Annotated in this window: 20 protein-coding genes; 3 read left to right on the top strand and 17 right to left on the bottom strand. The window is 33.1% G+C overall.

The genetic code is table 11. From position 1 onward, the window contains the following. Positions 1–77: 77 nt before the first annotated feature. From BM296_RS14795 to BM296_RS14770, 6 genes are all read right to left on the bottom strand, one after another. A complete protein-coding gene (locus tag BM296_RS14795; RefSeq protein ID WP_091904090.1) occupies positions 78–2,753 on the bottom strand; it encodes a carboxypeptidase-like regulatory domain-containing protein in 2,676 nt (891 codons plus the stop codon). Positions 2,754–2,883: 130 nt separating this feature from the next. Next, complete coding sequence (locus tag BM296_RS14790) at positions 2,884–4,230, bottom strand: M24 family metallopeptidase (protein ID WP_091904088.1); 1,347 nt, start codon at positions 4,228–4,230, stop codon at positions 2,884–2,886. A gap of 97 nt (positions 4,231–4,327) precedes the next feature. Then, on the bottom strand, positions 4,328–6,409 hold the full coding sequence (locus BM296_RS14785; protein WP_091904086.1) for a vWA domain-containing protein: 2,082 nt from the start codon (positions 6,407–6,409) through the stop codon (positions 4,328–4,330). 93 nt (positions 6,410–6,502) lie between these two features. Next, positions 6,503–7,573: an AMP-binding protein gene (locus tag BM296_RS14780; RefSeq protein ID WP_091904085.1), complete on the bottom strand. Its 1,071-nt coding sequence runs from the start codon at positions 7,571–7,573 to the stop codon at positions 6,503–6,505. Next, entirely contained in the window at positions 7,566–8,525 is a 960-nt protein-coding gene (locus BM296_RS14775; protein ID WP_091904083.1) for a CPBP family intramembrane glutamic endopeptidase, read from the bottom strand. Before BM296_RS14775 ends, BM296_RS14780 begins: the two co-directional genes overlap by 8 nt. Beyond that, a complete protein-coding gene (locus BM296_RS14770; protein ID WP_091904081.1) occupies positions 8,516–9,568 on the bottom strand; it encodes an o-succinylbenzoate synthase in 1,053 nt (350 codons plus the stop codon). The genes BM296_RS14775 and BM296_RS14770 overlap by 10 nt, the downstream gene beginning before the upstream one ends. Before the next feature lie 54 nt (positions 9,569–9,622). Here BM296_RS14770 and BM296_RS14765 point away from each other — a divergent pair, with 54 nt between their 5' ends. Next, positions 9,623–10,408, top strand: coding sequence for an SDR family oxidoreductase (locus BM296_RS14765; RefSeq protein ID WP_317041557.1), 786 nt, complete (start codon positions 9,623–9,625; stop codon positions 10,406–10,408). 2 nt (positions 10,409–10,410) lie between these two features. Here BM296_RS14765 and BM296_RS14760 read toward each other — a convergent pair whose 3' ends face one another. The 9 genes from BM296_RS14760 to BM296_RS14720 all read right to left on the bottom strand — a co-directional run bounded on the left by BM296_RS14760 (position 10,411) and on the right by BM296_RS14720 (position 19,913). After that, positions 10,411–12,363, bottom strand: coding sequence for a histidine kinase dimerization/phosphoacceptor domain -containing protein (locus tag BM296_RS14760; RefSeq protein WP_231500545.1), 1,953 nt, complete (start codon positions 12,361–12,363; stop codon positions 10,411–10,413). 422 nt (positions 12,364–12,785) lie between these two features. After that, a complete protein-coding gene (locus BM296_RS14755; RefSeq protein WP_091904075.1) occupies positions 12,786–13,547 on the bottom strand; it encodes a LytR/AlgR family response regulator transcription factor in 762 nt (253 codons plus the stop codon). Between the two features lie 32 nt (positions 13,548–13,579). Then, a complete protein-coding gene (menA, locus tag BM296_RS14750; protein WP_091904073.1) occupies positions 13,580–14,488 on the bottom strand; it encodes a 1,4-dihydroxy-2-naphthoate octaprenyltransferase in 909 nt (302 codons plus the stop codon). Beyond that, the gene (locus BM296_RS14745) at positions 14,488–15,096 is read right to left on the bottom strand and encodes an SPOR domain-containing protein (RefSeq protein WP_027066524.1); all 609 of its coding nucleotides are present in this window, start codon (positions 15,094–15,096) and stop codon (positions 14,488–14,490) included. Before BM296_RS14745 ends, menA begins: the two co-directional genes overlap by 1 nt. A 170-nt stretch (positions 15,097–15,266) precedes the next feature. After that, positions 15,267–16,103 (bottom strand): CvfB family protein, encoded by an 837-nt coding sequence (locus BM296_RS14740; protein WP_027066523.1) that lies wholly within the window; start codon positions 16,101–16,103, stop codon positions 15,267–15,269. Positions 16,104–16,199: 96 nt separating this feature from the next. Then, positions 16,200–16,544, bottom strand: a complete 345-nt coding sequence (locus BM296_RS14735) for a DUF2853 family protein (protein ID WP_027066522.1) — start codon at positions 16,542–16,544, stop codon at positions 16,200–16,202. A gap of 31 nt (positions 16,545–16,575) precedes the next feature. Next, positions 16,576–18,327 (bottom strand): 2-succinyl-5-enolpyruvyl-6-hydroxy-3-cyclohexene-1-carboxylic-acid synthase, encoded by a 1,752-nt coding sequence (gene menD, locus BM296_RS14730; RefSeq protein WP_091904071.1) that lies wholly within the window; start codon positions 18,325–18,327, stop codon positions 16,576–16,578. 49 nt (positions 18,328–18,376) lie between these two features. Further along, positions 18,377–19,489: a chorismate-binding protein gene (locus tag BM296_RS14725; RefSeq protein WP_091904069.1), complete on the bottom strand. Its 1,113-nt coding sequence runs from the start codon at positions 19,487–19,489 to the stop codon at positions 18,377–18,379. A 1-nt stretch (position 19,490) separates the two neighbouring features. Then, on the bottom strand, positions 19,491–19,913 hold the full coding sequence (locus tag BM296_RS14720; protein ID WP_091904067.1) for a PaaI family thioesterase: 423 nt from the start codon (positions 19,911–19,913) through the stop codon (positions 19,491–19,493). Positions 19,914–19,977: 64 nt separating this feature from the next. Between BM296_RS14720 and BM296_RS14715 the strand changes: the two genes are divergently transcribed. Both BM296_RS14715 and BM296_RS14710 read left to right on the top strand, forming a co-directional pair. Further along, positions 19,978–20,622 (top strand): alpha/beta hydrolase, encoded by a 645-nt coding sequence (locus tag BM296_RS14715; protein ID WP_091904065.1) that lies wholly within the window; start codon positions 19,978–19,980, stop codon positions 20,620–20,622. Beyond that, on the top strand, positions 20,619–21,176 hold the full coding sequence (locus tag BM296_RS14710) for a GNAT family N-acetyltransferase (protein WP_091904063.1): 558 nt from the start codon (positions 20,619–20,621) through the stop codon (positions 21,174–21,176). The genes BM296_RS14715 and BM296_RS14710 overlap by 4 nt, the downstream gene beginning before the upstream one ends. Positions 21,177–21,178: 2 nt before the next feature. On the opposite strand, the gene BM296_RS14705 is transcribed toward BM296_RS14710, so the two are convergent. Both BM296_RS14705 and dnaK read right to left on the bottom strand, forming a co-directional pair. Beyond that, positions 21,179–22,078 carry a hypothetical protein gene (locus tag BM296_RS14705; RefSeq protein WP_143099083.1) on the bottom strand — a complete coding sequence of 300 codons (900 nt, stop codon included), beginning with the start codon at positions 22,076–22,078 and terminating at the stop codon, positions 21,179–21,181. Between the two features lie 132 nt (positions 22,079–22,210). Next, the gene (gene dnaK / locus BM296_RS14700; protein WP_027066515.1) at positions 22,211–24,112 is read right to left on the bottom strand and encodes a molecular chaperone DnaK; all 1,902 of its coding nucleotides are present in this window, start codon (positions 24,110–24,112) and stop codon (positions 22,211–22,213) included. Positions 24,113–24,291: the final 179 nt, after the last annotated feature.

Genomic DNA, 24,291 nt, shown 5'->3' with positions numbered 1-24,291 from the left:
TTAACGATTACATTAATTTATAGTATCAAAAATTAAACCATATTAAAGTTTTATGAAATAAAAACATCAAGAATATATTAATTCAACTTATCCACCCCTAAAGTCGGTAAATAAAATAGGTTTTGATTCACATTTTTTAAAGACAACCTATAAATTCTAATAGTACTTTCTTCATTATCTGTACCGTAGCCAGAGAAAGCAGTCACTTTTAAATAAGTAGGCAAGCCGCTTTTATTCCCCTTATAATTTATATTTATAATCCACTCTCCTTTAATATCACTTTCAAGGAAGAACTCTTTACTAGATGAATATTCTGGCTTACCAAAATATTCATTTTGATTGTTTAACGATGTACTAGAAACAAAATAACGATTTTCTGGATTTACGAACTGAAGGTCAAACTCAGCCTCATCATCGTTCCATTCAAAAAGAAGACGGGTATCTGTACCTTCGCGCATAGCCGCCATTTCTTTTAAATCTTCTGAACTTATGGTATAATCGGTTTTATGCTCTAAAAAGTGATTGAACTCAGTTGTAATTACGGGATGTAATCCTATTGTATCTGCCACTAAAAAAGAATCGTTCAATAATTTGGTGTACCTACTATAAAGATTAGCTGCCTTTTGTACCTCATTTACCTCAACATAGCTATTCGCCATATCCCGATACGATTGCGCATAATTAGGTCTTTTTACAAAAATGCTGGTATATAGTTTGTTTGCTTTTTCAAATTCACCTTCTCGCTGATGAGCATATGCCAATGCCTTCATTTCATTGATGTTATTCTCAATTAACGATTGATGATTGGAAATGATATCATTATTGAATTTTTCTTGCTCCCAATTGGCAGTAAAATAAATATAGGCATCAAGAAAAAATGAAGCAGAACTACTATAAAGTTTCTCATTTTTTTGATATACTTTTTTAGCCACTTCGAAACTATTACTAGCAAAAAGAGCTTGAAGGTAGCTTGGTAAATTTTTATTTACCTGCTCTTTACTTATAGCATCGTGTTCATAAATATTATTTCGAATTTGAGCTTGGTCACTAGCTCTATTATTCTTGGTTGCATAATTAGCATGTTTTGTACTTATTGCAATTACACCGCCCGCGGCAACCTGCCCATATCTTCCAACGCCAGCAAGACCAGGTATTACCGCTATGCGCTCAATAACATTTAAATCTAAAAAATACGGGACATCTTCATAAATTACTCCGTCAATTTCGAATATTGCAGGTCTAATATTATTAATTGACCCTTTACCTCCTCTTATAAACACAGCAACTTTTGTAAAAGAACATCCAAAACAGGGATTTTCAACTTTTACGTTCCCTACCCGAACACCAGCTATTTTACCGTTGATAGCCGCAAGGATATTCGGGGCAGTTAAATTTAAACTCTTACCATCTACAATAGTTATTGCATGACCAATTGTTTTTTTATCAAGAGTTCCATAAGCAGTTTTAGCGAATTCATCATTTGTTAAATATTCAGAGAACATTTCTGCCTCGGTTTTCTTTAAACGCGCTCTTTCAGTAACAGTAACACCTGCTAGTTCTTCAACCATCACATTCATGGTGACGTTGATATTATGTATGGTCTCCAATACGGTACGTTCCACTTTTTCGAAACCCAAATAATCAAAACTAATGACATCACCTATTTGTGCCATAATGGTATACCTACCATACGCGTCTGTTTGTGTCTGCTTTAATGACTCCGCTATTTGAACAGTAGCATTTTCAACAGGCTTACCATTATTAAAAACAAAACCCGTAATTGATCTATGTGTTTTAATAGGGTTAGTATTTATTATTGGAGTTTTAAAAGAACTTTGAAGAGTTTTGTTTCTGGAATAATTTGATATTTGAGAAATGTCTCCATCACTCAAAGTAGAAGTATTTACATAAAAAGTCATTGCATCTCCCCTGAACGTTTTCCACTGCCCTTGACTCACATATCTTCTGTACGATGTGCTTGGTCTATAATCCGCAGCCAAAACCAAGCCCACACGTTTACCATATACTTTCAATAATTCTAGACCAATACTAAAATCTTCATCTACAATAAGGTTGTACGGCTTTAAATCTACGGTTACCTTTCCAGAAGATTTGCCTATCATTTTGGTAACGTTCTTTTTCAATAATTTATCTTCAGGATAGATGGTGCCACCTTTATATACATTAATGCGCACCAATACACTATCAGAATAATTTTCGTTTACATAAAAATGAAAATCTTTTAAGTAGTGCTTCTTCTTATCTACGCTTATTCTTGTTACCAATTCAGCACCCAATGAACCATCACCTTTCCAATACCCGTACTTGTTTTTACTGGGATAGGAAAAACCAACGACATCATCTTTTTTACTTTTTAAAAATTTAGCTGATACAATCGCCTCATTTAATTGCATTGCTTCAGGTTGCATAACAATTTTTTGAAACAGGGCATTATTAAAATTTACTTCTGAAATTTTGAACTGTACGGTTTTATAACCTACAGATGAAAATTGTAGTATATCATAATTAGAAAAATTAGTTTTATCTATCTCTAGATAAAATTTACCATCAAAATTACTTACGGTACCTACGCCTTTATTTACAATACCAATATTTACAAATGGAAGCGTCTCTTTCGTATCAGAATCAATTACAACTCCTCTTATCTGATCTTGAGCAAATACACTAAAATTTAATGCACATAAAAAATAGAAGAAAAAGAGATATTTATAGCGTTTTAATTCAAGAACCATAGACAAATGTAATTAGCTGTTATTCAGTAACCTTTTTAAAGGTATGAATAACAGCTAATTAAATAATACTATCTTAAAAATAAATAAGAATTTTATTACATAAGCAATAAACAAACCTATATATCAAAAATCAATTACCTTGATGCCCTTTTACACGTGGAATTAATAACAATTCTGTCTGTCGCCCATTAACATATCTAAACCCATCTTCACCATAAAAACCAGCTTCTTCAAGCATAATTCTGATATCTCTATTCCATTCAGGTATAGTAATAGTAGTATTCAATTCTATAGCATAAACCGTATTAGGATTTAATGGATAGTTTTCACCATCGTCACGCATTACGCCATCTTGAGAATCCCACATTCCAATAGTAGTACCTGCAGAATGACCATACATACCCAATGGGTGCGTATAAATAGAAGGCTTTAATCCTGCCGCTTTAGCCTCACTTAAGGATTTGGCTAGAATCTCGTTCCCTGTTCTTCCCTTAATCATATTGGCAGTCAAAAAGTCTTGCACTTTATTCCCGTCTTTTAAACCGTTAACCAAAAATGCAGGTGCAGATGTTTCTTCTGGTTTTAAGACATAGGCTAACTCTTGGCAATCGGTATTTAAACGTAAATAAGTGATTCCAAAATCGCAATGTACCAAGTCCCCTGGCAGAATTACCGTATCCTCTGGTCTACCTGAGAATGAATATAAATGACTTACTAATTCCTCTTTACTTCGTTGCACATCGATTGTTGGATGAAACCAAGTTTCAAGCCCTAAGTCAGTTACCTTTTGACGCATCCACCACTCTACATCAGATGTCGTTGTAACACCAGGTGTAATTACCTTTTCAGAAAAAGCTTCTGCAATAATATCATGTGTAATATCTACTAATTGATCATATATAACCATTTCGCGTTCAGATCTTGTTTCGATCCAACGAACAGCAAGTTCTTGTGCAGAAACTACTTTAGGTGAATATTTTTTTGGAAGATTAGCCATGAACTCTTCATAATCTGTCTTTACCAAACCATCAGCTATATTGTGATCTGCGGAATAATTAAGTCCGATTTTCTTCGGATTTCTTTCCTCTATTAATTGCATTAATCGTGTCCATTGATTTGGCTCTTTCTCCTTATCCCATGCAGAAACAATATTCTTACCGACATTATAACGAGCTATAGCCAACTTCTCTATAGTATTCTTCGCCTTATCTCTATAAAACAATAGAATAGTTCTTCTACGCGCATTTAACCACGTAGCGGGAAGCATAGTTTTAATTACAGGATCTTCGTTATATTCTCTTGAAATAACCACCCACATATCTAAATCTGCGGCATCCATAAGTTCAGGCAACAAATTATTGAAACGGTCGTCTAATATTTCATCAATCACCTGCGCTCTTTCTTTTTCATTTAGAATTTGCTGAGCGTTAATTTCCCCTATAAAAATTAGGCATACAAAAAGGAATAGTTTTTTCATGAGTGTTGTTTGGTTTAAGCCTTGAAAATACAAAATAACACACATTAGAAATACCCTATTCCTTTAAAATCAATAGAATTTTACATTCTAGTTAAATTCAATAGTTGTCTGTTACCAATTTCTCATTTATACTTTTAACCAACCTGATAAATTCAGCTCTATACCCGTTTTTATCAACACCTCTACCGTTTTCTGCCATAACAATTACATCATTTAATGAAGCTTTATTATTAAAAGCAGATTTTCTTAATTGCTGACCGAATAAAGCAACGGCTGCAGAGAATTGGAAATCTTTAGACATTTCTTGAGTATTTGAATTTTGGACATGTACCAATTCAATGCTCTTATTACCATCAGGTTTTTTGTATCTAAATTTTACAGTGAACAACTCATCAGAAAACTTATCTCCTGTAACAGCCTCCGAATACTTTAAGTCATGTGTTTCTTTAACATAGTCAGATGCCACACCTGCTTCTACTATCTCGTACAACGCAGTTACCTTATGTCCACTACCCAACTCACCTGCATCTTTGGTATCATCAATAAAATCTTCATCAGCCAACAATCTATTTTCGTAACCAATCAATCGATACGATTTTACTTTTGCAGGATTAAACTCTACCTGTAATTTTACATCTTTTGCAATGGTAAATAAAGTACCTCCAAATTCCTTCCCGAATAACTTCTGAGCTTCTTGCATGGTATCTATGTAACCATGATTTCCGTTCCCTTTATCTGCCAAAGTTTCTAATTTGGAATCTTTATAATTCCCCATACCAAAACCTAGTACAGAAAGAAAGACTCCCGATTCTCTTTTCTCTGTAATCAAATCTTCCATGTCTTTATCGCTAGACAACCCAACATTAAAATCACCATCGGTTGCCAATATCACTCTATTATTACCAGTTTTCTTAAAATGTTTCTCTGCCAATTTGTAAGCTAATTGAATACCTGCTCCACCAGCTGTAGAACCGCCAGCTTCTAAATTATTTAAAGCGCTCATGATTTTCTCTTTATTGTTGCCAGATGTAGGCTCTAATACAACACCGGCTGCCCCTGCATAAACTACAATAGAAACTCTATCTTTTTCTCTTAACTGATTTACTAATAGTTTAAATGCGGATTTTAATAACGGTAATTTGTTGCCTGCTGACATAGAACCAGAAACATCTATTAGAAAAGTAAGATTAGATGCCGGTAATTCTTCATTCAAGTATTCTTTACCCTGCAAACCAATGCGCACTAATTTTGTATCTACATTCCAAGGGGTTTGTGCTACCTCAGTGTTTACAGAGAAAGGATGTTCATTTGTAGGTTGTGGATAATCATAATCAAAGTAATTAATCATTTCTTCAATCTTAACTGCATCTACCGGAACTTCTTTTCCGTTATTAATGAATCTTCTAATATTGCTATACGCTGCTTTATCAACGTCTATTGAAAAAGTTGATAACGGGTTTACGGCAACATTCTGAAACTGATTTTCAGTAATTCGTGCATAATTCTCATCTTCTTCAATAGCATAATTACCATTTACGGTTTGTATTACGATACAACCGTGTTTAGCATTTTGACCATACAAACTCTTAGCTTCAGAAGCTTTAAGTACTTTTCTACTATCAACATCTTCACTTTTAAGGCTTTGAACAATTGAATTATATTGCTTTTGAATAGGTACACCATCTACAATATATAGAGGGCTGTTTATTTTAGTTCCAACATTTTTATCTTCCACAGAACCCAAACCACGAATATTTACACCACTTACTTTACCTTGTAAGGTTCTACTAATATTGGATTTAGGAGATTGCATATTAATCATTGCAACTGAACCCGTAACATGACGACGCTTTTGAATACCATACCCAGTTACCACCACTTCTTCTAACATTTGAAGATCTTCTTCAAGTGACACATTAACAACCACTGAATCTCTGATCTTTACGATCATATTCTTACAGCCTATATACGAAAATGTTAATTCAGCTCCTTCTGATACTGTTATAGCATAATGTCCGTCAAAATCTGTCTGCGTACCATTGGTCGTTCCTTTCTCCCTAACATTTACACCAGGCATAGGATCCCCTACATGATCAGAAACAGTACCACTAATTTTAACTTGTTGCGAAGACAACAGCATACTACTAAGCAGAAAGAATAGGAAAGTTGCATTTTTCATAATAATTGGTTTAAAGTTTGAGCAATAAACCTATTAAGAAAGCAACTTTATAAAAATGAGAAATGAGTGAAGGGTAGTTTTGCGTGAGGGAAGTTATGCCTTTAATAAGGTCATCGTTTCTTTTCGTTTTACTTTACCACTTTTAGTTCTTACAAACACTGTTACTGTTCTAATTTGACGAGGAATCTCATATTTAGACAACACATTTGTTTCTTTGATATCTTTCAATAAGGATTCAACATTAACAGATCCTTCAACGACCAAAAGAAGTTGCTCACCTAATTTTGCATCAAATACTGAATCAATGAAAAAAGCTTGCTCTAAAATATTAGAGAGTTTTGATTCTATTTGCTCAGGATTAAGTTTGATTCCGCCTGAATTTATAATATTATCAAACCGACCCAACCATTTAAATTCTGTAGGTGATATTAATTCAACCACATCATTGGTAACAATAATATTGTCTGAAATCTTTGGCGCATTAATTACCAAACACGCTCTGTTATCTTTAGATATTTCAACGTCTGGTAAAATAGAAAAAGGTGCATCAGCTGCTACACCATTATTCAAGGGCTTAACTGCAATATGCGTTATGGTCTCTGTCATACCATAAGTCTCATAACTAGCATTGGCAATACTTTTTATTTCCTTTCTTAAAGAGGCAGCAATAGGAGCACCACCAACAATCAACTTGTGCAACAATGAAAGCTTAGGTAGTGAATTAGCAACTTGCAAGGGAACCATTGCTCCAAAATCAAAAGACCTATTTATATCTTCTAACGGATTTGAAGTAGGTTCAACAAAATGAATATCTAAGCCCAAAACCATAGCCCTAACCAACATCATTTTACCAGCAATATAAGTAGCAGGCAAACATAATAAGGCAGAAGATTTTGGTGATAGATTAAAATAGCTGCCTGTTGCCAAAGCACTATTCTCCATTTGTACTTTCTTTAAAACAATGGTTTTTGGAGTACCCGTAGAACCAGAGGTATGTACCAAAATTGTAGATGAATCATCTATCCAATCTATAATGAATTCGCCAATCTGCTTTTCAAATTCTTCACCTTCTTTTATAAAACTGTAACTAAGCTCTGTTAAATCGTTTAGAGAAAGAATTCTACCATGAATAGCAAAACTAGGATGTAAAGAAGATTTACCCATTGTCTAGGTTTTCAAGCTTGAAAAATTCTTCTTTCGAAAGCACCTTACCGGTTAATTTATTTTTCCAGTTAGTCCAGCCATACTTTTTAGAAAAAACTAATAAGAGTATCGGAAAAACCACAAAGACAGGAACTAGCATATCCCAGCCCAAAACTGGTTCTGAAACATCTCTATATAACGAATCTACACTAAACGCAGTCCAATCTGCAGTCACCAATAACGCTGCCGTTAAGTTGTTTGCCGCATGAAAACCTAATGCAAGTTCTAAGCCTTCATCCATCAATGTAATGATACCTAAAAAGAGCCCTGTTCCAATGTAGAAAATTAATATACCATACCCCAACTTATCTACTTCAGGGTTCATGATATGCAACATACCAAACAATAATGATGTAAATAATAAAGGAAACCACCTATTCTTAGTAATTATGCCTAAGCCCTGCATCATATAACCTCTCATTAGATATTCTTCCATACTGGTTTGTAGAGGAATCATTGCTATTGCAATAACCGCTAAAACTAAAAATGGAACTAGCTGAAAGTTAAATTCATAGTCTTCTGGCGATAAATAAATATCTAAAAATATGAAGGCTACAGAAATTGTAGACCAGAGTATAAATGAAAAAGAAACTCTTTTCCAATCTATTTTTTTTCTTGATGTAGTTAAACTTTTTAGTGATTGTTTATGAATAAATTTTACTACTAAAAAAACAGCAATCAATCCAAACACAAAAGTTAAAAGCATGAAGAACAAAAATGTATTTGAGCCCAGCACATTAGACATTTCTGTAATATTGCCGCTCATCATAGCAGACATACCTCCTTCTTTAGTCGCCAAGGCAGCCAATAATGGAAATGCCCCTAAAAATTGCCAAACTATTACAATGCCAACAATTCCCAAAATATACCGCCAACTATCAATTAGACCTTTATACGCTTGTTCTATATACATAAACTTTCAATTAAATTCTTATTCCATTTTTTAGAGCTGTTATAAAACAAGCCTCCATTATCAACTTCTAACGGACTCTCTATATTATTTGTAAAAAGAGATCCGGTGCCTAACCCTTGCGGCATTTCATTATGTAGCGTAGCCGTCCACTGCGCAATAGCATTTAAACCAATATTACTTTCTAATGCACTCGTTACCCACCACCCTATATTATTCTTTTCTGCAATAGAAATCCATTCACTGCTTCCTGCAAAGCCACCTACCAAACTTGGTTTTAAAATAATAAATTGCGGCTGTATAGTTTGTAGCACTTCTGCCTTTTTTGTTACATCTACAATACCAATAAGTTCTTCGTCTAAAGCAATCGGCAGAGGTGTATTGCTACAAAGCTTTTTCATTTCTTCTATTTGCCCTTGCTTAATAGGCTGTTCAATAGAATGTAAATCTAGTTTAGATAAAACATCTAGCTTAGATAAAGCTTCTTGTGGAGAAAATGCTCCGTTGGCATCTACACGTAATTCAATAGCTTCTTTTGAATAACGTTGTCTAATAGATTTTAACAATGCTATTTCAGTATCGAAATCTATTGCTCCAATTTTCATTTTTATACAAGAGAAACCATCATTTAGTTTATCCTCTATTTGTTGATGCATAAATTCTTTATCACCCATCCAAACCAATCCGTTTATGGAAATTGGCTCTTGATGATTTAAAAAAGTAGATTCAAAAAGATGAAACGGATTTTTAGAACGCAGCGACATAAAAGCCTGTTCTACGCCGAATTGAATACTGGGAAAATTTTGCAACTGCTTTTGTAATTCATCTTTACCTAAATCAATATTATTGCTAACCCAAGTGCACTTTTCTTCAAATTCAGGAACATCGTCAAAACTTAGCCCTCTAAATAATCCACATTCACCAACACCCCATGCTCCCGCTTCTTCTAAAAAAAGAAAATAGGTCTCCTTAGTACGCAAAACACCTCTAGATGTGCCACTCGGATTTTTAAAATTTAGGAGATACTTTTTAAATGTAGCCTTCATATAATCCTTCAAATTTAACTATATTTTGAGTTTAATAACGATTGAATGACAAGTATGAAGAATAAGGTGATTTGGATAACGGGGGCATCCTCTGGAATTGGAGAAGCATTGGCATATCAATTAAATAATCTAGGAGCAAAAATAATCCTTTCCGCTAGAAGGGAAGATGCATTATTAAAAGTCAAAAGTAACTGTAAATTTGCTGAAAATGCAATCGTTCTACCTTTAGACCTAGCCCAATTTAACACACTAGAGAGTATTACTGAAAACGCGCATTCTATTTTTGGAAAAATTGACATTTTAGTTAATAACGGCGGACTTAGCCAACGTTCTCTTATTATTGACACCAAATTTGAAGTATATCAGCAAATGATAGATGTTAATTATCTGGGTACTATTAAATTGACCAAACACCTCTTACCTTATTTTATCGCGCAAAAAAGTGGACATTTCGTTACCATTACTAGCTTAATGGGCAAATTTGCTTCGCCATACCGCTCAGGATACTGTGGTGCTAAACATGCACTACATGGTTTCTTTGATGCATTAAGAATGGAGCATGAAAAGGATAATGTTAATATATCTATTATTTGCCCAGGATTTATACAAACCAATGTGGCTAAAAATGCACTTACCGGTGACGGTTCCGCTTTACAGAAAGAAGATGCCGCAACCGAAAATGGTATGCCTGTAGAAAAATGTGCTGCACAAATTATTACCGCAATTAAAAAGAACCGCTTTGAAACTTACATTGGTGGTAAAGAAAAGTTTGGTATTTACTTGAAAAGATTCTTCCCAAAATTATTACATAAAGTGGTTTTAAAAAGTAAGGTTAGGTAACCCTATTTAAAATTAAACCAAAAACGAACTCCATCTTGCGTTTTATCTGTATTCAATGAAGTCTGGAGTTGATTTGCTAATCTACTCATAAGACGTATTCCCATTGAAGAATTAGCACGCTCTTCTGAATCTTCAGGTAAACCAATGCCATTATCGGTATATTCAAAAAAGCCTTCTTGACCTAATATTTTACGTAAGTGAATATAGATTTTGCCATCGCTATCATCATCTGGAAATGCATATTTAAATGAGTTGGAAACAAGTTCGTTTAATATAAGACCAAATGGAATTGCTCTATCGATATCTAGCTCAACGCCTTCCGCATCAATAGTAATACTAATATTATGTCCGCCTTTCTTATAAACGGATTGTATACTATTAATTAAGCTTTCAATATACCCTTGCATTTCAATAACAGATAAATCGTCATTTTGATATAATTTCTGGTGAATTAAAGCCATAGCTTTCACCCTACTTTTCCCTTCCTCTAATGCTTCTATTGCGGCTTTACTACGTGTATTCTTAGTTTGTAAGCTCAACAAACTAGAAACCATTTGTAAGTTGTTTTTAACCCTATGATGAATTTCTTTAAGTAATGAATCTTTCTCTACCAATGAATTTTCTATGATGAACTTCTGCTCTGCTATTAAACGTTGATTCTTTATACTTTTTAAGTATGCATAAACTAAACCAGCAAAACCAATCAGTGTAAATATCAAGGAAACAAACACCAAACTAATTTTATCATCCCTTGCTTTAATATCTTTTCTAGATTCTTCTAACTGAGCCTTTTGTTGCTCCATCATTTTTCTAGAATTCTCTAAATCTTGTGCAACAACAGATGTTAATTGTTGGTTTTTAATATTTGATGCCAGAGCATCAATAGAATCTCTAATTCTTATATTCTTTTTTAAGTAAACCGTTGAATTTTTAAAATCTCCTGTTTTAAAATAGTAATCCGCATAGATTCTATTTCGTTTTAAAATGTTATCAGATTTAATAGGATTAAGGTCGTCACTTAAATAGTCAGTGGCTTTGGCGTAATTATCTAATTTCAAATAACATTCCGCTAAAGCTAAAGTGTTCTCAATAATATCTGATGAAAATTTACTCTTATTATATTTTTTGATAATTTCCCTACTCTCTTCTAGAAACGGAATTGCCTTTTCATATTCTCCTAACTGAACATGACACTTACCAATATTACCAATTATAATACCATTTAGAATTCTACCATCAGCAATTTCTTTATCAGAATGCTGATTAGTTACATCACTTAAGAAAACCTTTATTAATCCTTCGGCTTTTTTAAAATAACTAAGAGATGTAGGTGTAGATTTATCTAATCTTAAGTAATTACCAATAGTATTATTATAAATAGCTTGACCGTAGTAATCATCTTCTTTTAATTCTTTTTTCTCCTCGGTCATATAATCACGCATAGCTTTTCTATACTGACCAAGACTTGCATAAATGTCATAAAAGGCGACATCGTTAGTCAAGCCTAACTCACGCTTAACTCTTCTTATCTCAATTTGCTTATCGTACAATTGTAACATAGCATAATTGCTATCCAAAATACCGAGAATTGTTTGCTTAGATTCTATATCTAATTTTTCTAAATCTTCATACAGAGGTCTAGCAATGCCCAAACTCTTCTCATAATTCCCCAAATCATAATAAATTTGAGACTCTATAAGCTGATAATTACGAATTGAAACTGAATCTTTAGTCTTCTCAGAACTGTTTAGATAAACCTTCACAGTATCTAACCAATCGTAAGGGGAGTTCTGATTATAACGGTTTGGTGTATTAAAAAAGAAGAATGAACGTAATTCACCGTTCTCTAAATCTTGAAATTGCTTGTAGTAATCTTCATTCTGAGTCTGCACATTATCTTGCGCAATTACAAGGCACGTAAAAGCACTAAAAAACACAGTGCATATAAATCTCAAAATAAAATGTTTTTTCATATCTCAATAAAAGCAGAATCAAACTTAAACCTAATACCTGATCCTACTAAATTTTTGTTGTGAGCTATTGTTAATTGACCATCAACTAACAATAAGTTCAAAAAGCGTGTTCTACGTACTTTTTAAAAATTCTATAAAAATTGTGGTCAATCCCTATTTTAAAAACACATTTAGGGATAAAAACGCTTCAATTCCTATTACCTCAAAATTATAAATAAGCCATAGGAACTCGCATTATTTGTTGTGTAACTATCAATAATTGTGGTGAAACGATTTTCACCTTTACAAATACGTTATACAACGGCAAAAAGATACCTTTTAACGATGAATAAACACCTTTTATCTGAAATTAATTCAAAAAAAAACACCTTAAAAAGGTGTTTTTATATGTTATAAATCGTGGCTTATGAATTCATAGCTGAAATAATAAATTCTTTAAAATCTTTAGAAATTGGTATCAACGTATTGTTAATCATGATATCTTTAGAATTAATAGCATCAATATGATCTACATTTACAATGTAAGATTTATGTGCTCTGTAGAATTTGTTCTGCGGTAATTTCTCTAAATAATCTTTTAAAGGCGATCGTACCAAAAACTTCTTATCAATCGTATTAACTTCTAAGTATACATTATCGGCTTTAATAAATTGAATATCCCCGAATTGTATTCTATAGTATAAATGCTGTTTTTTAACAAAAATTGAATCTTTCAAGATTGAATTTGACAACGGCACATCTTCGGTATTATCTTGTGGAGCAGTACTATTACTAGCATTTTGCTTTCCATATATAAAATTAGATAATGCTATTTCTATAGAAGTATATAAATCTTGCTGCTCAAAAGGTTTTACCAAATATCCATTCGGCTTTACAGTTTTAGCATTCTCAACCGTAGCACGGTCTGAGTTAGATGTTACAAAAATGAAAGGAATATCGTAATTCTCTCTAATATGCTTACCTAAGTCAATACCCGTTTTATCTGAAGCTAAAATGATATCAATAAGAACTAGATCTACCTGTTGGGTTTTTAAAACTTCAACAGCCTGTTCATAAACAATTACGTTATCAACAATTTCATATCCTATTTCCTCTAGCATAGATTGCATATCATCTGCTATGATGACATTATCCTCAACAATTAGAATTTTTATGGGTTGTTCCAAGGCTTAAAATGGTTTGTGGGTTATACTCAAAATTACAAAAAATAATAATAACTAATAAAAAACAATAGTGCGATCAAAAAGGTGCTTAATGCCACTTTTTTAAGCTCAGGATCAAGTTCTGCCTCGTTTAAAGTTACCGCTACTTTTCTCATATGAAAGAACACTGGCACATAGCCAATAAGACTTACATAACGTAACAGCGATGCATTTGTTGTAAATACATACCAAAACAGGCATAATACTGAGATTATCAGCAACGAATAATGGTATTTTTTTGCTTTAGACAATCCCATTTTTACTACCATCGTATTTTTACCTACTGTGGTATCAGATTTTATATCTCTCATATTGTTGAGATTAAGAACCCCAACACTTAATAGCCCTATTGCGATTGCCGGCAAAATTGAGTTAAAAGGAATAGATTTCAGAAACAAAAATATTGAACCTAAAACACTTACCAATCCAAAGAATATAAAAACAAAAATATCACCTAGACCATTATAGCCATATGCAGATTTGCCAACTGTATATTTAATTGCCGCCCAAATAGCAAAACCACCAAGACCTAAAAATAATATAGGGTATAAAATATCATCTAATCCAAAGGAGGTAAGAATTAACAGAATAATTAAAATAGCATTAATAACAACACTGATATATATGCCACTCTTTAACTGCTTAGCGGTTAAAAGTCCGCTTTGCATTGCTCGTTTTGGCCCTACCCTATCGTCACCGTCAGTACCTTTAACCCCATCACCATAATCGTTGGCAAAATTGGAAGTTACCTGTAAACCAATAGTCGTAAGAATGGCAAGAATAAAAATGCAAACATTAGTAGCATTATGAAATGCTGCAATAGCAGTACCTACAAGAATACCCGAAATTGACAAAGGAAGCGTTCTAAGTCTTGCTGCGTTAAGCCAAGCTTTAACTTTAGTCACTAAAAAGGATCTTCTATTTGAATTCTCTTACCGTCTTGATAAGAAGCAACAAAGGCATCACCAAAGCCAATATCTACCAACTGTTTTCTAAAAGATTGAGCTTCTTCTAAAGTTTCAAAGTTTCCTAAAGAGTAGGAATAAAAAGGATTGGTTTTAACAAATAGTGTATTGGTAAGTGCTTCAGAAGCTAAAGTCACATTATTATCAACAAAGGATTTAACCTGTACTGAATAAATTTTCTCTTTTTGTAAAAACTCTTTAGCCAAGTAAAATTCCTTTACCAAGCTTAATTCCTCATTTTGTTCTTTTAAGTTTTCTAAACGAGTTCTAATAGCATCAACACTATCAATAGATGTCAAAACTAAATCGTTAGAAGCTTTTCTATTGAATCCTCCTGAACTTGACAAGCCTGCTGTAAAAGATGTAAAAGCCAAACCACCTATTAAGAATAGACCAGTAATACCAGCTAAAATATTACGCTGTATCTTACTCTTCTTTAATTCTTTGTTCTTGAACTTTATCTGATCTAATAAACGCTCATTAATAATTTGTGCTTTATCGACGTCTTTATGTAATTCTAATAAATCGCTTTCTTCTATAAAAGGCATATACAGGGGTAATTTTTAAGCTTAAAACCTAAATGTAAGTCAAAAATTGTTAATAACTTTTCAATTCATACAAAAATAAAATTAAAAGTAATTTATCGCAATAAACACGATGTTTTTTTAAGATATTCGGTTGAAAATCAAATATATAAGAATTTTCTTACTTTTAGTTATTATTCATCCAGCAAACTGATACCGTCAGATTCAATCTTAATTTTTCTTTCTTTATATAGAGTACCTAATCCTTTTTTAAAGGTCTTTTTACTCATTTGAAAAACATCTCTAATCTCCTCTGGAGCAGATTTATCGTGCAAACCTAAAAAGCCACCGCTCTCAACCAAAACTTCATAAATCTTATTAGCAGCAGGTTCTAAAACCTTAGCACCTAAAGGTTGTAATGAGATATCTAATTTATTGTCTTTCCTAATGGTCTTAATACAACCAGGTATTACATCGCCAATATTAATTGGTTTAAATACTTCATTAAAATAAACTAGACCTTTATGTTTTTCGTTTACAATTACTTCCCAACCTAAATCGGTTTGTCTTGTAACCACCAAATCTACCTGCTCCCATTCTTTAAGGTCAATAGTATCATTACTTAAAAATCTATCTAATTTGTTTGAAGCCACTAATCTACCTGAACGGTCATCTAAATAACAGTGTACCACGTACCACTGTCCTTCTTTCATCTTTACACGTTGTTCTCTAAAAGGAACTAAAAGATGCTTTTCTAGACCCCATTGCATAAAGGCACCGAATTCATTTACTTCAGCCACCTGTAACAACCTAAATTCACCCAACATAATGTCTGGCTCTAAGGTAGTTGCAACAGGTCTTTCATCATAATCCAAATAACAAAAAACTGTTATTTTAGCTCCTATTTCATATTCGGCAGGAACATATTTATTTGGTAACAAAACATCATTTCCTTCTTCATCACCTAAAAAAAGACCAACACTGGTATCTCTTAATATCTCAAGATTGTTTTTACGTCCTAATTCTATCATGTTGCAAAATTACATTTTTAAATATTAAAAATCTTCACGTAAAAAAAAAAGACCGTTACCAAAATGGTAACGGTCTTCAAAATATTTGACATCTGACTATTTATCGTAAACAGATGCTTTATTGAAATGTTGACAAAGCTTGTAATAGATAACTGCTCTATGCTTATTTCTGTTAGAAGAACCGTACTTGTCCATAACAGTTTTTATAGCGTCATCTAATTTAGAATCATCGGCAAGACCTAATTTTTTGATCAAGTAATTGTTCTTTACAGTATCCAATTCTTTTTGATCACTACCAGATACTTTTGAAGCATCGATATTGTAAATTGATGGTCCTAAACCAACGGTTACTTTTTTAAGCAAGTCCATATCTGCATTTTCACCAAATTTATCTTTGATGTCCGCAGCATACTTTTCGATTAAATCGTCTCTTTTACTCATGTTAAATGTATAATTAATGGTTAATACACCCCTAAGATATGAAACGAAAATAATCAATCAAAATTTTATCGTTCTTTAATGCAGGCGTAGTAATTTCCAGTAATTGCGGACGAGCCGATTCTTTGAAAAAGTAACTTAATTCATCCTGGAGTTCCTGAGTTGATTTTGCCTTTCTATAATCCAACCCATACATACTACAAAGATGCTCTGCAGTTAAAGTGTGCCTAGTCTCAAAATAAGTCTCAAAAACATCTGAGTTTTCTTTTCCAGGTAGTATTCTAAAAATACCACCTCCTTTATTATTTATTACAATGATTCTAAAATTACTTTTGATATAGTTGTTCCATAATGCATTGCTATCATAGAAAAAACTAAGATCACCCGTAATAAAAAGTGTTGGAGAGTTATTACCTATAGATGCCCCTATAGCTGTAGATGTACTACCATCAATACCACTTGTACCTCTATTGCAAAAGACTTTTAAAGTAGTATTGAAATTAAATAACTGAGTATATCTAATTGTAGAACTATTGGCCAACTGAAGCATATACTCATTGGGTACAGATTTCAATATTTCACTGAAAGCCAAGAAATCTGAAAAAGGAATCTCTTTTAAATATAAATCTCTTTTTTGTTCAAACTTCTGTTTTACTTGATTCCATTTTTCAAAATAATCACTCTTTAATACAATTGAATCTGCATACATCTTATCAAAAAAAGTATTTACAGAAACTTTGATATGCTCTTCTAGACAGAAAAAAGTATCATTAGCTTGTTGACCACCAATATGCCAATGATGTTCTGGTTTATATTTTCTTAAAAATGCTTTTACTTTTTTAGAAACAATTAAACCACCAAAAGTTACCAATACATCAGGTTGCAATTGATTGAATTGCTCAAATTTATTTTCATGCATATCAATAGGTGCAATCAGCGAATCTATACTGTTGAAAAAATTAGGATGATGTATGTTTGATGTAGTCTCGGTCAAAACCAAAACGCTTGGATCATTTGCCAAATGTTCTAAAATATAATCTTTAACAGTACCAGGAGTGCTCACTCCTACTAGAATCATTTTTCGAACAGCAATATTCCAAATATTTTTATGATACTCTATATTCGGCTGAGTAACTTCCCCAACTTTAACAGCATCTATTCTTGGTGTAATTATATTTTCAGTTAACGTATTATATAAGGGCTCTTCAAAAGGAGCATTTATATGAACTGGATGGTTTAAATTCATTGCTATTTCAAAAGCATGATTTAGCTCAACATCATTATAGCTTTGAATTTTCTGCTGAACCTCACTAACATTCTCATCTATAATCCATTCTGGTTTATAATGTAAAACCTTTTCTGTAGCATGACTTACATCTTGTTTTAAATTAGCCGAATATCCAATATGATTCTTAAATACGTTCTGCTGATTAATAGTTTGCCCATCCCCTATTCCTAGTTTATAAATAGGTCTATCTGCAGAAATAACTACAAGAGGAATGTTGCTGAAATAAGCTTCCGCCAAAGCAGGATAATAATTTAAAAGCGCACTACCAGATGTACATAAAACTACTACGGGAACCTGTAATTGTTGCGCCATACCTAATGCAAAAAATGCAGCACAACGCTCATCAACAATACTGTAACAGTTAAAAAACGGATTCTCTGCAAAGGCAATTGTTAATGGTGCATTTCTTGAACCTGGCGATATAACAATATTAGAAATATTCTTTGCCTGGCAATGTTGAACAATAGATTGTGCGGTAGGTATAGCGGAGTATTTCATGTAGTTCAAAAATACGACCAATGCTTGTTATTACCCAAAAGTTGAATACTTAATTACTACCCAAGACACGTAACATGGTATTACTTTTCAAAGAGGTTTCATGCCATTCACTTTCAGGTATAGAATCGCTTGTAATTCCTCCACCCACATAAATAGAAACTTTACTTTTATGTAATTGCATGCAACGTAGATTTACAAAAAGCTCTGAGGTATTAGTAACACTTCGGTAAGCGCTATTCTCTTGGTTTCTTCGGTTTCTATTTCTTGGTAATTCAGATTTCACATTTAATTCTCCTAAAAACCCTGTGTAAAAAGAACGGTCATAAAGCTCATTGTCCAAAATAAACTCTTTAGCTTTCTGTAACGGACTTCCACATACTGCCGGTGTTGGGTGTAATGCCTTTAAAACATTACCAAATTGATTAGGAGAAAATGTACCTTTCAACTCTGTTCTAAGATGCCAAAGCAAACCAGCCTTTATAGATTCGCGTTCCAAAGCTCGTATAGATACAACCTTCTCTGTTAGAGCATCAACAATATAATCGGTTACCAATTGTTGCTCGTTTATTTCTTTTTTAGACCATTGAGGTTTTTCTAAACCTGTTGAATTCTGAGTACCAGCCAAAGACATTGTAGTAAATTGTGAACCATTGGTTTTAACCAATATTTCTGGTGTAGCCCCCATCCAAGTACCAATTTTAGGATGATGCCAGAAATAACAAAAAGCTTTTGGGTATTGTTTTAAAAGTCTTTTAAAGGTTTCACTGTAATCATCTTTATAATCAACTTCAATTTTCCTTGATAAAACAACCTTATTAATTTCTCCGTCGTTTATTTTATCTAAAGCATTCCCTATCAATTTAAGATATCTAGATTTCTCAACAGCATCAAGAGGTTTAGAACTCATCTCCTTAGCCATCACACTATCAACAATTGAATTCGACTCCTTTTGAATACTATCCATCTTTAAAAGAATAGCATCTGATTTTAAATTGAAGGGAGCAAATACGAATCCTTTTTCTGTAAAATCCTTAATCTTATGCACCTCATCATTATTCTGAAAAACACCGGTCAACTCAATTTCATTTGGTTTTCTATACAGAACAAAGGGTAACTGCTCTTTCAAGCATGTTGCAGCACGATTAAAAAGTTCTTGCATCATACTAACTTCTTGGTAAAGCGATTGTTGTTAGTTTACAAAGAGAAATAAGTTCGTCTGCTTCGTTAGTAATTTTTATTTCCCATAACTGAGTTGTTCTACCTTTGTGCAATATTACAGCCTTGGCATAAACAAAACCATCTTTGACGCTTTTTACATGGTTTGCTGAAATTTCAATACCTCTTACAAAAAACTTGCTAGCATCTAAAAAAATATAGGATGCCGCACTACCAACACTCTCTGCCAAAGCTACCATTGCACCACCATGTAGAACTCCATCTGGTTGATGCACTTTTGTAGTTACCGGCATTTTGGCCAACAAGAAATCCTCACCAACATCTATATAGTCTATTTCTAAGGTTTCCATTAAGGTATTCTTAGAAGTTTCGTTACAAATCTTTAGAATTTTTTCTTTGTAGTCGTTCATCCTTTTTTTTGTAAAATTAAGCATTACATTACCAACTGAAAAGCTTGATTGAATTGTACATACTATGGAAAACCAAATAAAAAATGTCACTTATAAAACCACTAACACCTATGAGACTTTAAATGAAATAAATAGCAACACAAAACGCGTGTGGTTAGTATTCCATGGCATTGGATTTTTAAGTCGATTTTTTTTGAAATATTTTAATGAATTACCTAAAGAAGAAAATTACATACTTGCACCACAGGCACCTTCTAAATATTATCTGAAAAATGAATATAAACATGTAGGTGCAAGTTGGTTGACGAAAGAGAATACTGCAATAGAAACAGAAAATCTATTTAACTATTTAGATGCTGTTTTAGAAAATGAAAATCTACCTACTGACTGTGAAATCATTGTTTTTGGGTTTTCACAAGGAGTATCCATAGCATTGCGCTACTTGGCTTACTCTAAACTACAATGCTCAAAAATAATTATTTACGCAGGCGGAATTCCAAAAGAACTAAATAAGACCGATTTCAGCTATTTTGAAAATAAAACAGAAATAGTATCTATAATTGGTGATCATGACGAATACCTTACTCCAAAACGATTAGAGGAAGAGAACAGAAAGCTTAACTCACTCTTTGGAGTTAATATTAGGCATATAAATTTTAAGGGCGCACACGAAGTAAAAAAAGAAATTATTAATCAATTGGCTATATGAAAAACGATATTACATTAGAAAATGAAAGAGTACAATTAAGTCCCCTCACATTAGATAATTTTGAGCATCTTATCCCTATTGCCTCACAAAAGAAATTGGTTCAATTCTCACCTTCAGACATAGAAACGCCAAGTAGTTTAAAAAGCTACGTAGATACTGCAATGCAGCAATTAGAAGCAGGCACCAGTATACCGTTTCTTGTATATGACAAGCTTTATGAAAAATATGCAGGTTGTACCCGTTATATGAATATAAATCATAAGAACAAAGTTCTACATATTGGGTCTACTTGGATTGGCAAAGAATTTCAAAGCACTGGGTTAAATTCCCAAATGAAAAAATTAATGCTTGATTTTGCCTTTAACAATTTGAATTTTGAAAAAGTGGAATTTCGTATAGACGAACGCAATATAGCTTCAAGAAAAGCTGTTGAGAAATTAGGATGCACTTTAGAAGGTATTCTCCGCAAAGATGTTTATTTATTAGATGGTTTCAAAAGAAACACTTGCTGCTATGGATTACTACGTGAAGAATGGCTTGATAAGAATCAATAGAATTATTCCTTAATAACTTTAGTTTCTTCAGGGTAATAAGTAATTTTTCTAGTTGTATATGTATTGTCTGGAGTAACTATCTGTTTAATCCAATTACCTTCTACTGCTTTATCATATTGGTAAACATACTCTTTCTTGATAATACCAGCACCTCTTTTAGCTACCTCAGCTATTAGCATACCTTTATCATCATACTCATAACTAGTACGTGTTGTAGGCTCAAACTTTTTTGTTTGAATATTGAATTCAAACTCTTGCTGTGCCATTAACTTTCCGTCCAAGCTAAAGACTTCTTCAAAGGCGTAACTTTCCTCCCCTTTTAAGTACTCTTTTGTCAATACAATCTTTTGAGCTGGTTTATTTTTTGGTTTTTGAGTTGACGTACGAATGGACTTTAGTGGCACTTCATTAATCATATAAGTAACTGTATTCTCACCTTTAAACTTCTTGTGTTCAATTAATGTAATATCTGTACCGTCATTATTAGTTCTTTTAATACTAATTAAATCACCGAACTCATCATAACCGTAAATATATTCATCTAAAAACTCTTTATCGTATGAAAAAATTCGCTCTTCTATTTTGATATTATCAGTAGAATCAATTTCATAAAAATGAGCAATTGACGTACTAGAATCAAACGCATTATTTCTATAAGATTCTGAACGTTTTTCAATTAATTCACCATTGCTATACTTATAATGTACAACATCATAGTCTTGGGCATTGTACCTGGTAACAGCCTTTGTTAAAAATCCTTTCTTATTAAAATCATATTCCTCTTTACCATAATCAGTACTTACCAAACAGAATTTGACCTCTCCCTTTAAATCAAAATCGTCAAGGGTAAAAATCTGAATTTCTTGCCCTTGCATAGTTCCTAAGGCTACTACTAAAGTCAAAAAAATTGTCTGTAAGTATTTATTAATCATACTGCAAAATTACTTTAATAATACTGGGTTAGAAAAAAATTACCGTAAAAGTAAAAAGGGACGGTAAATACCGTCCCTTTTCCATAACAAATTAGAGTTATATTATTTAACCTCTTCGAAGTCTACGTCTTCAACATTATCTCCTTCAGAAGCTCCACCGTCAGCAGTAGGCTCTCCTTGAGGAGCACCACCTTGTGCCTCAGCTTGTGCTTTGTACATTTCTTCAGATGCTACTTTCCAAGCTTCATTGATTTTATCTAAAGCTGGAGAAATAACTGCAAGGTCTTTACTTTCGTAAGCTGCCTTTAATTCTGCCAAAGCATCTTCAATTGGTTTTTTCTTATCATCAGATAATTTATCACCAAATTCAGTTAATTGCTTTTCAGTTTGGAAAATCATTCCATCTGCCTCATTCAACTTATCAGCAGTCTCTTTCGCTTTTTTATCAGACTCTGCATTAGCTTCTGCCTCTGCTTTCATCTTCTTGATTTCTTCCTCGGTTAAACCTGAAGAAGCTTCAATACGAATATCTTGCGATTTGTTAGTTGCTTTATCTGTAGCAGATACTTTAATAATACCATTTGCATCAATATCGAAAGTAACTTCAATTTGAGGTGTACCTCTTTGTGCTGGTGGAATACCATCTAAATGGAATCTACCAATAGTTTTATTATCGTTTGCCATTGGTCTTTCTCCTTGCAATACGTGAATTTCAACCGATGGTTGGTTATCAGCAGCGGTAGAGAATACTTGAGACTTTTTAGTTGGGATAGTAGTGTTGGCCTCTATTAATTTGGTCATTACACTTCCCATTGTTTCAATACCTAAAGAAAGAGGAGTAACGTCTAATAATAATACATCTTTTACATCTCCAGTTAATACACCACCTTGTATTGCAGCACCTATCGCTACAACCTCATCTGGGTTAACTCCTTTCGAAGGCTTCTTACCAAAGAATTTCTCTACAGCTTCTTGTACAGCTGGTATTCTAGTAGAACCACCAACCAAGATAATTTCATCAATATCGCTATTTGTAAGACCTGCAGATTTCATTGCGCTTGCACATGGCTCTATTGTTCTTTTAACCAAATCAGCAATTAATTGCTCGAATTTTGATCTTGTCAAAGTTCTTACTAAGTGCTTTGGTCCAGAAGCAGTTGCCGTTACATATGGCAAATTAATTTCTGTTTGAGCAGAAGATGATAATTCGATTTTAGCTTTTTCAGCAGCCTCACGTAAACGTTGAAGTGCCATAGAATCTTTTCTAAGATCCATATCTTCTTCAGATTTGAATTCATCAGCCAACCAATCAATAATCTTTTGATCAACATCATCACCACCTAAGTGAGTATCACCATCAGTAGCTAATACTTCAAATACACCATCTCCTAATTCTAAGATAGAAACATCATGTGTACCACCACCAAAATCAAATACTACAATTTTTTGCTCGGTATCTTTCTTATCCATACCGTACGCCAAAGATGCAGATGTAGGTTCGTTGATAATACGCTCAACAGTTAAACCTGCAATCTCACCAGCTTCTTTAGTCGCTTGTCTTTGAGAATCGTTAAAGTAAGCTGGTACTGTAATTACCGCACGAGTTACTTCTTGTCCTAAATAATCTTCAGCAGTTTTCTTCATTTTCTGAAGAATCATAGCTGATAATTCTTGTGGAGAATATAAACGACCATCAATATCTACTCTTGGTGTATCGTTATCTCCTTTTACTACTTTATAAGGTACTCTTTCAGCTTCTTTACTTGACTCTGAATATTTGTTACCCATAAACCTTTTAATAGAATAAATGGTTTTTTCTGGGTTAGTAACCGCTTGTCTTTTTGCTGGGTCACCTACCTTGATCTCACCACCTTCAACGAAAGCAATCACTGATGGTGTTGTTCTTTTTCCTTCTGCATTCGGAATTACTACTGGCTCGTTACCTTCCATAACAGAAACACAGGAGTTGGTAGTACCCAAATCTATTCCTATAATCTTACTCATTATTATATGTTTTAAATTAAGTGCTTTATTTTACAATCGATTTGTAAATGACAAACAATATGCCAAGCAAGAAAAACTGACATGATGTCATTATTATCATTAATCCCTCTAGATATATGCCAATTTTGTTTGATAAAAGGTTATTGAAACATTGTACCTTAGCCTACAAAATACATAAG

The sequence above is a fragment of the Maribacter stanieri genome, from assembly GCF_900112245.1.
In the GTDB taxonomy this organism is placed as follows: Bacteria; Bacteroidota; Bacteroidia; order Flavobacteriales; family Flavobacteriaceae; genus Maribacter; species Maribacter stanieri.
The sequence above is the reverse complement of the archived record's forward strand: the minus strand, read 5'-3'. Positions and strand labels throughout refer to the sequence as shown.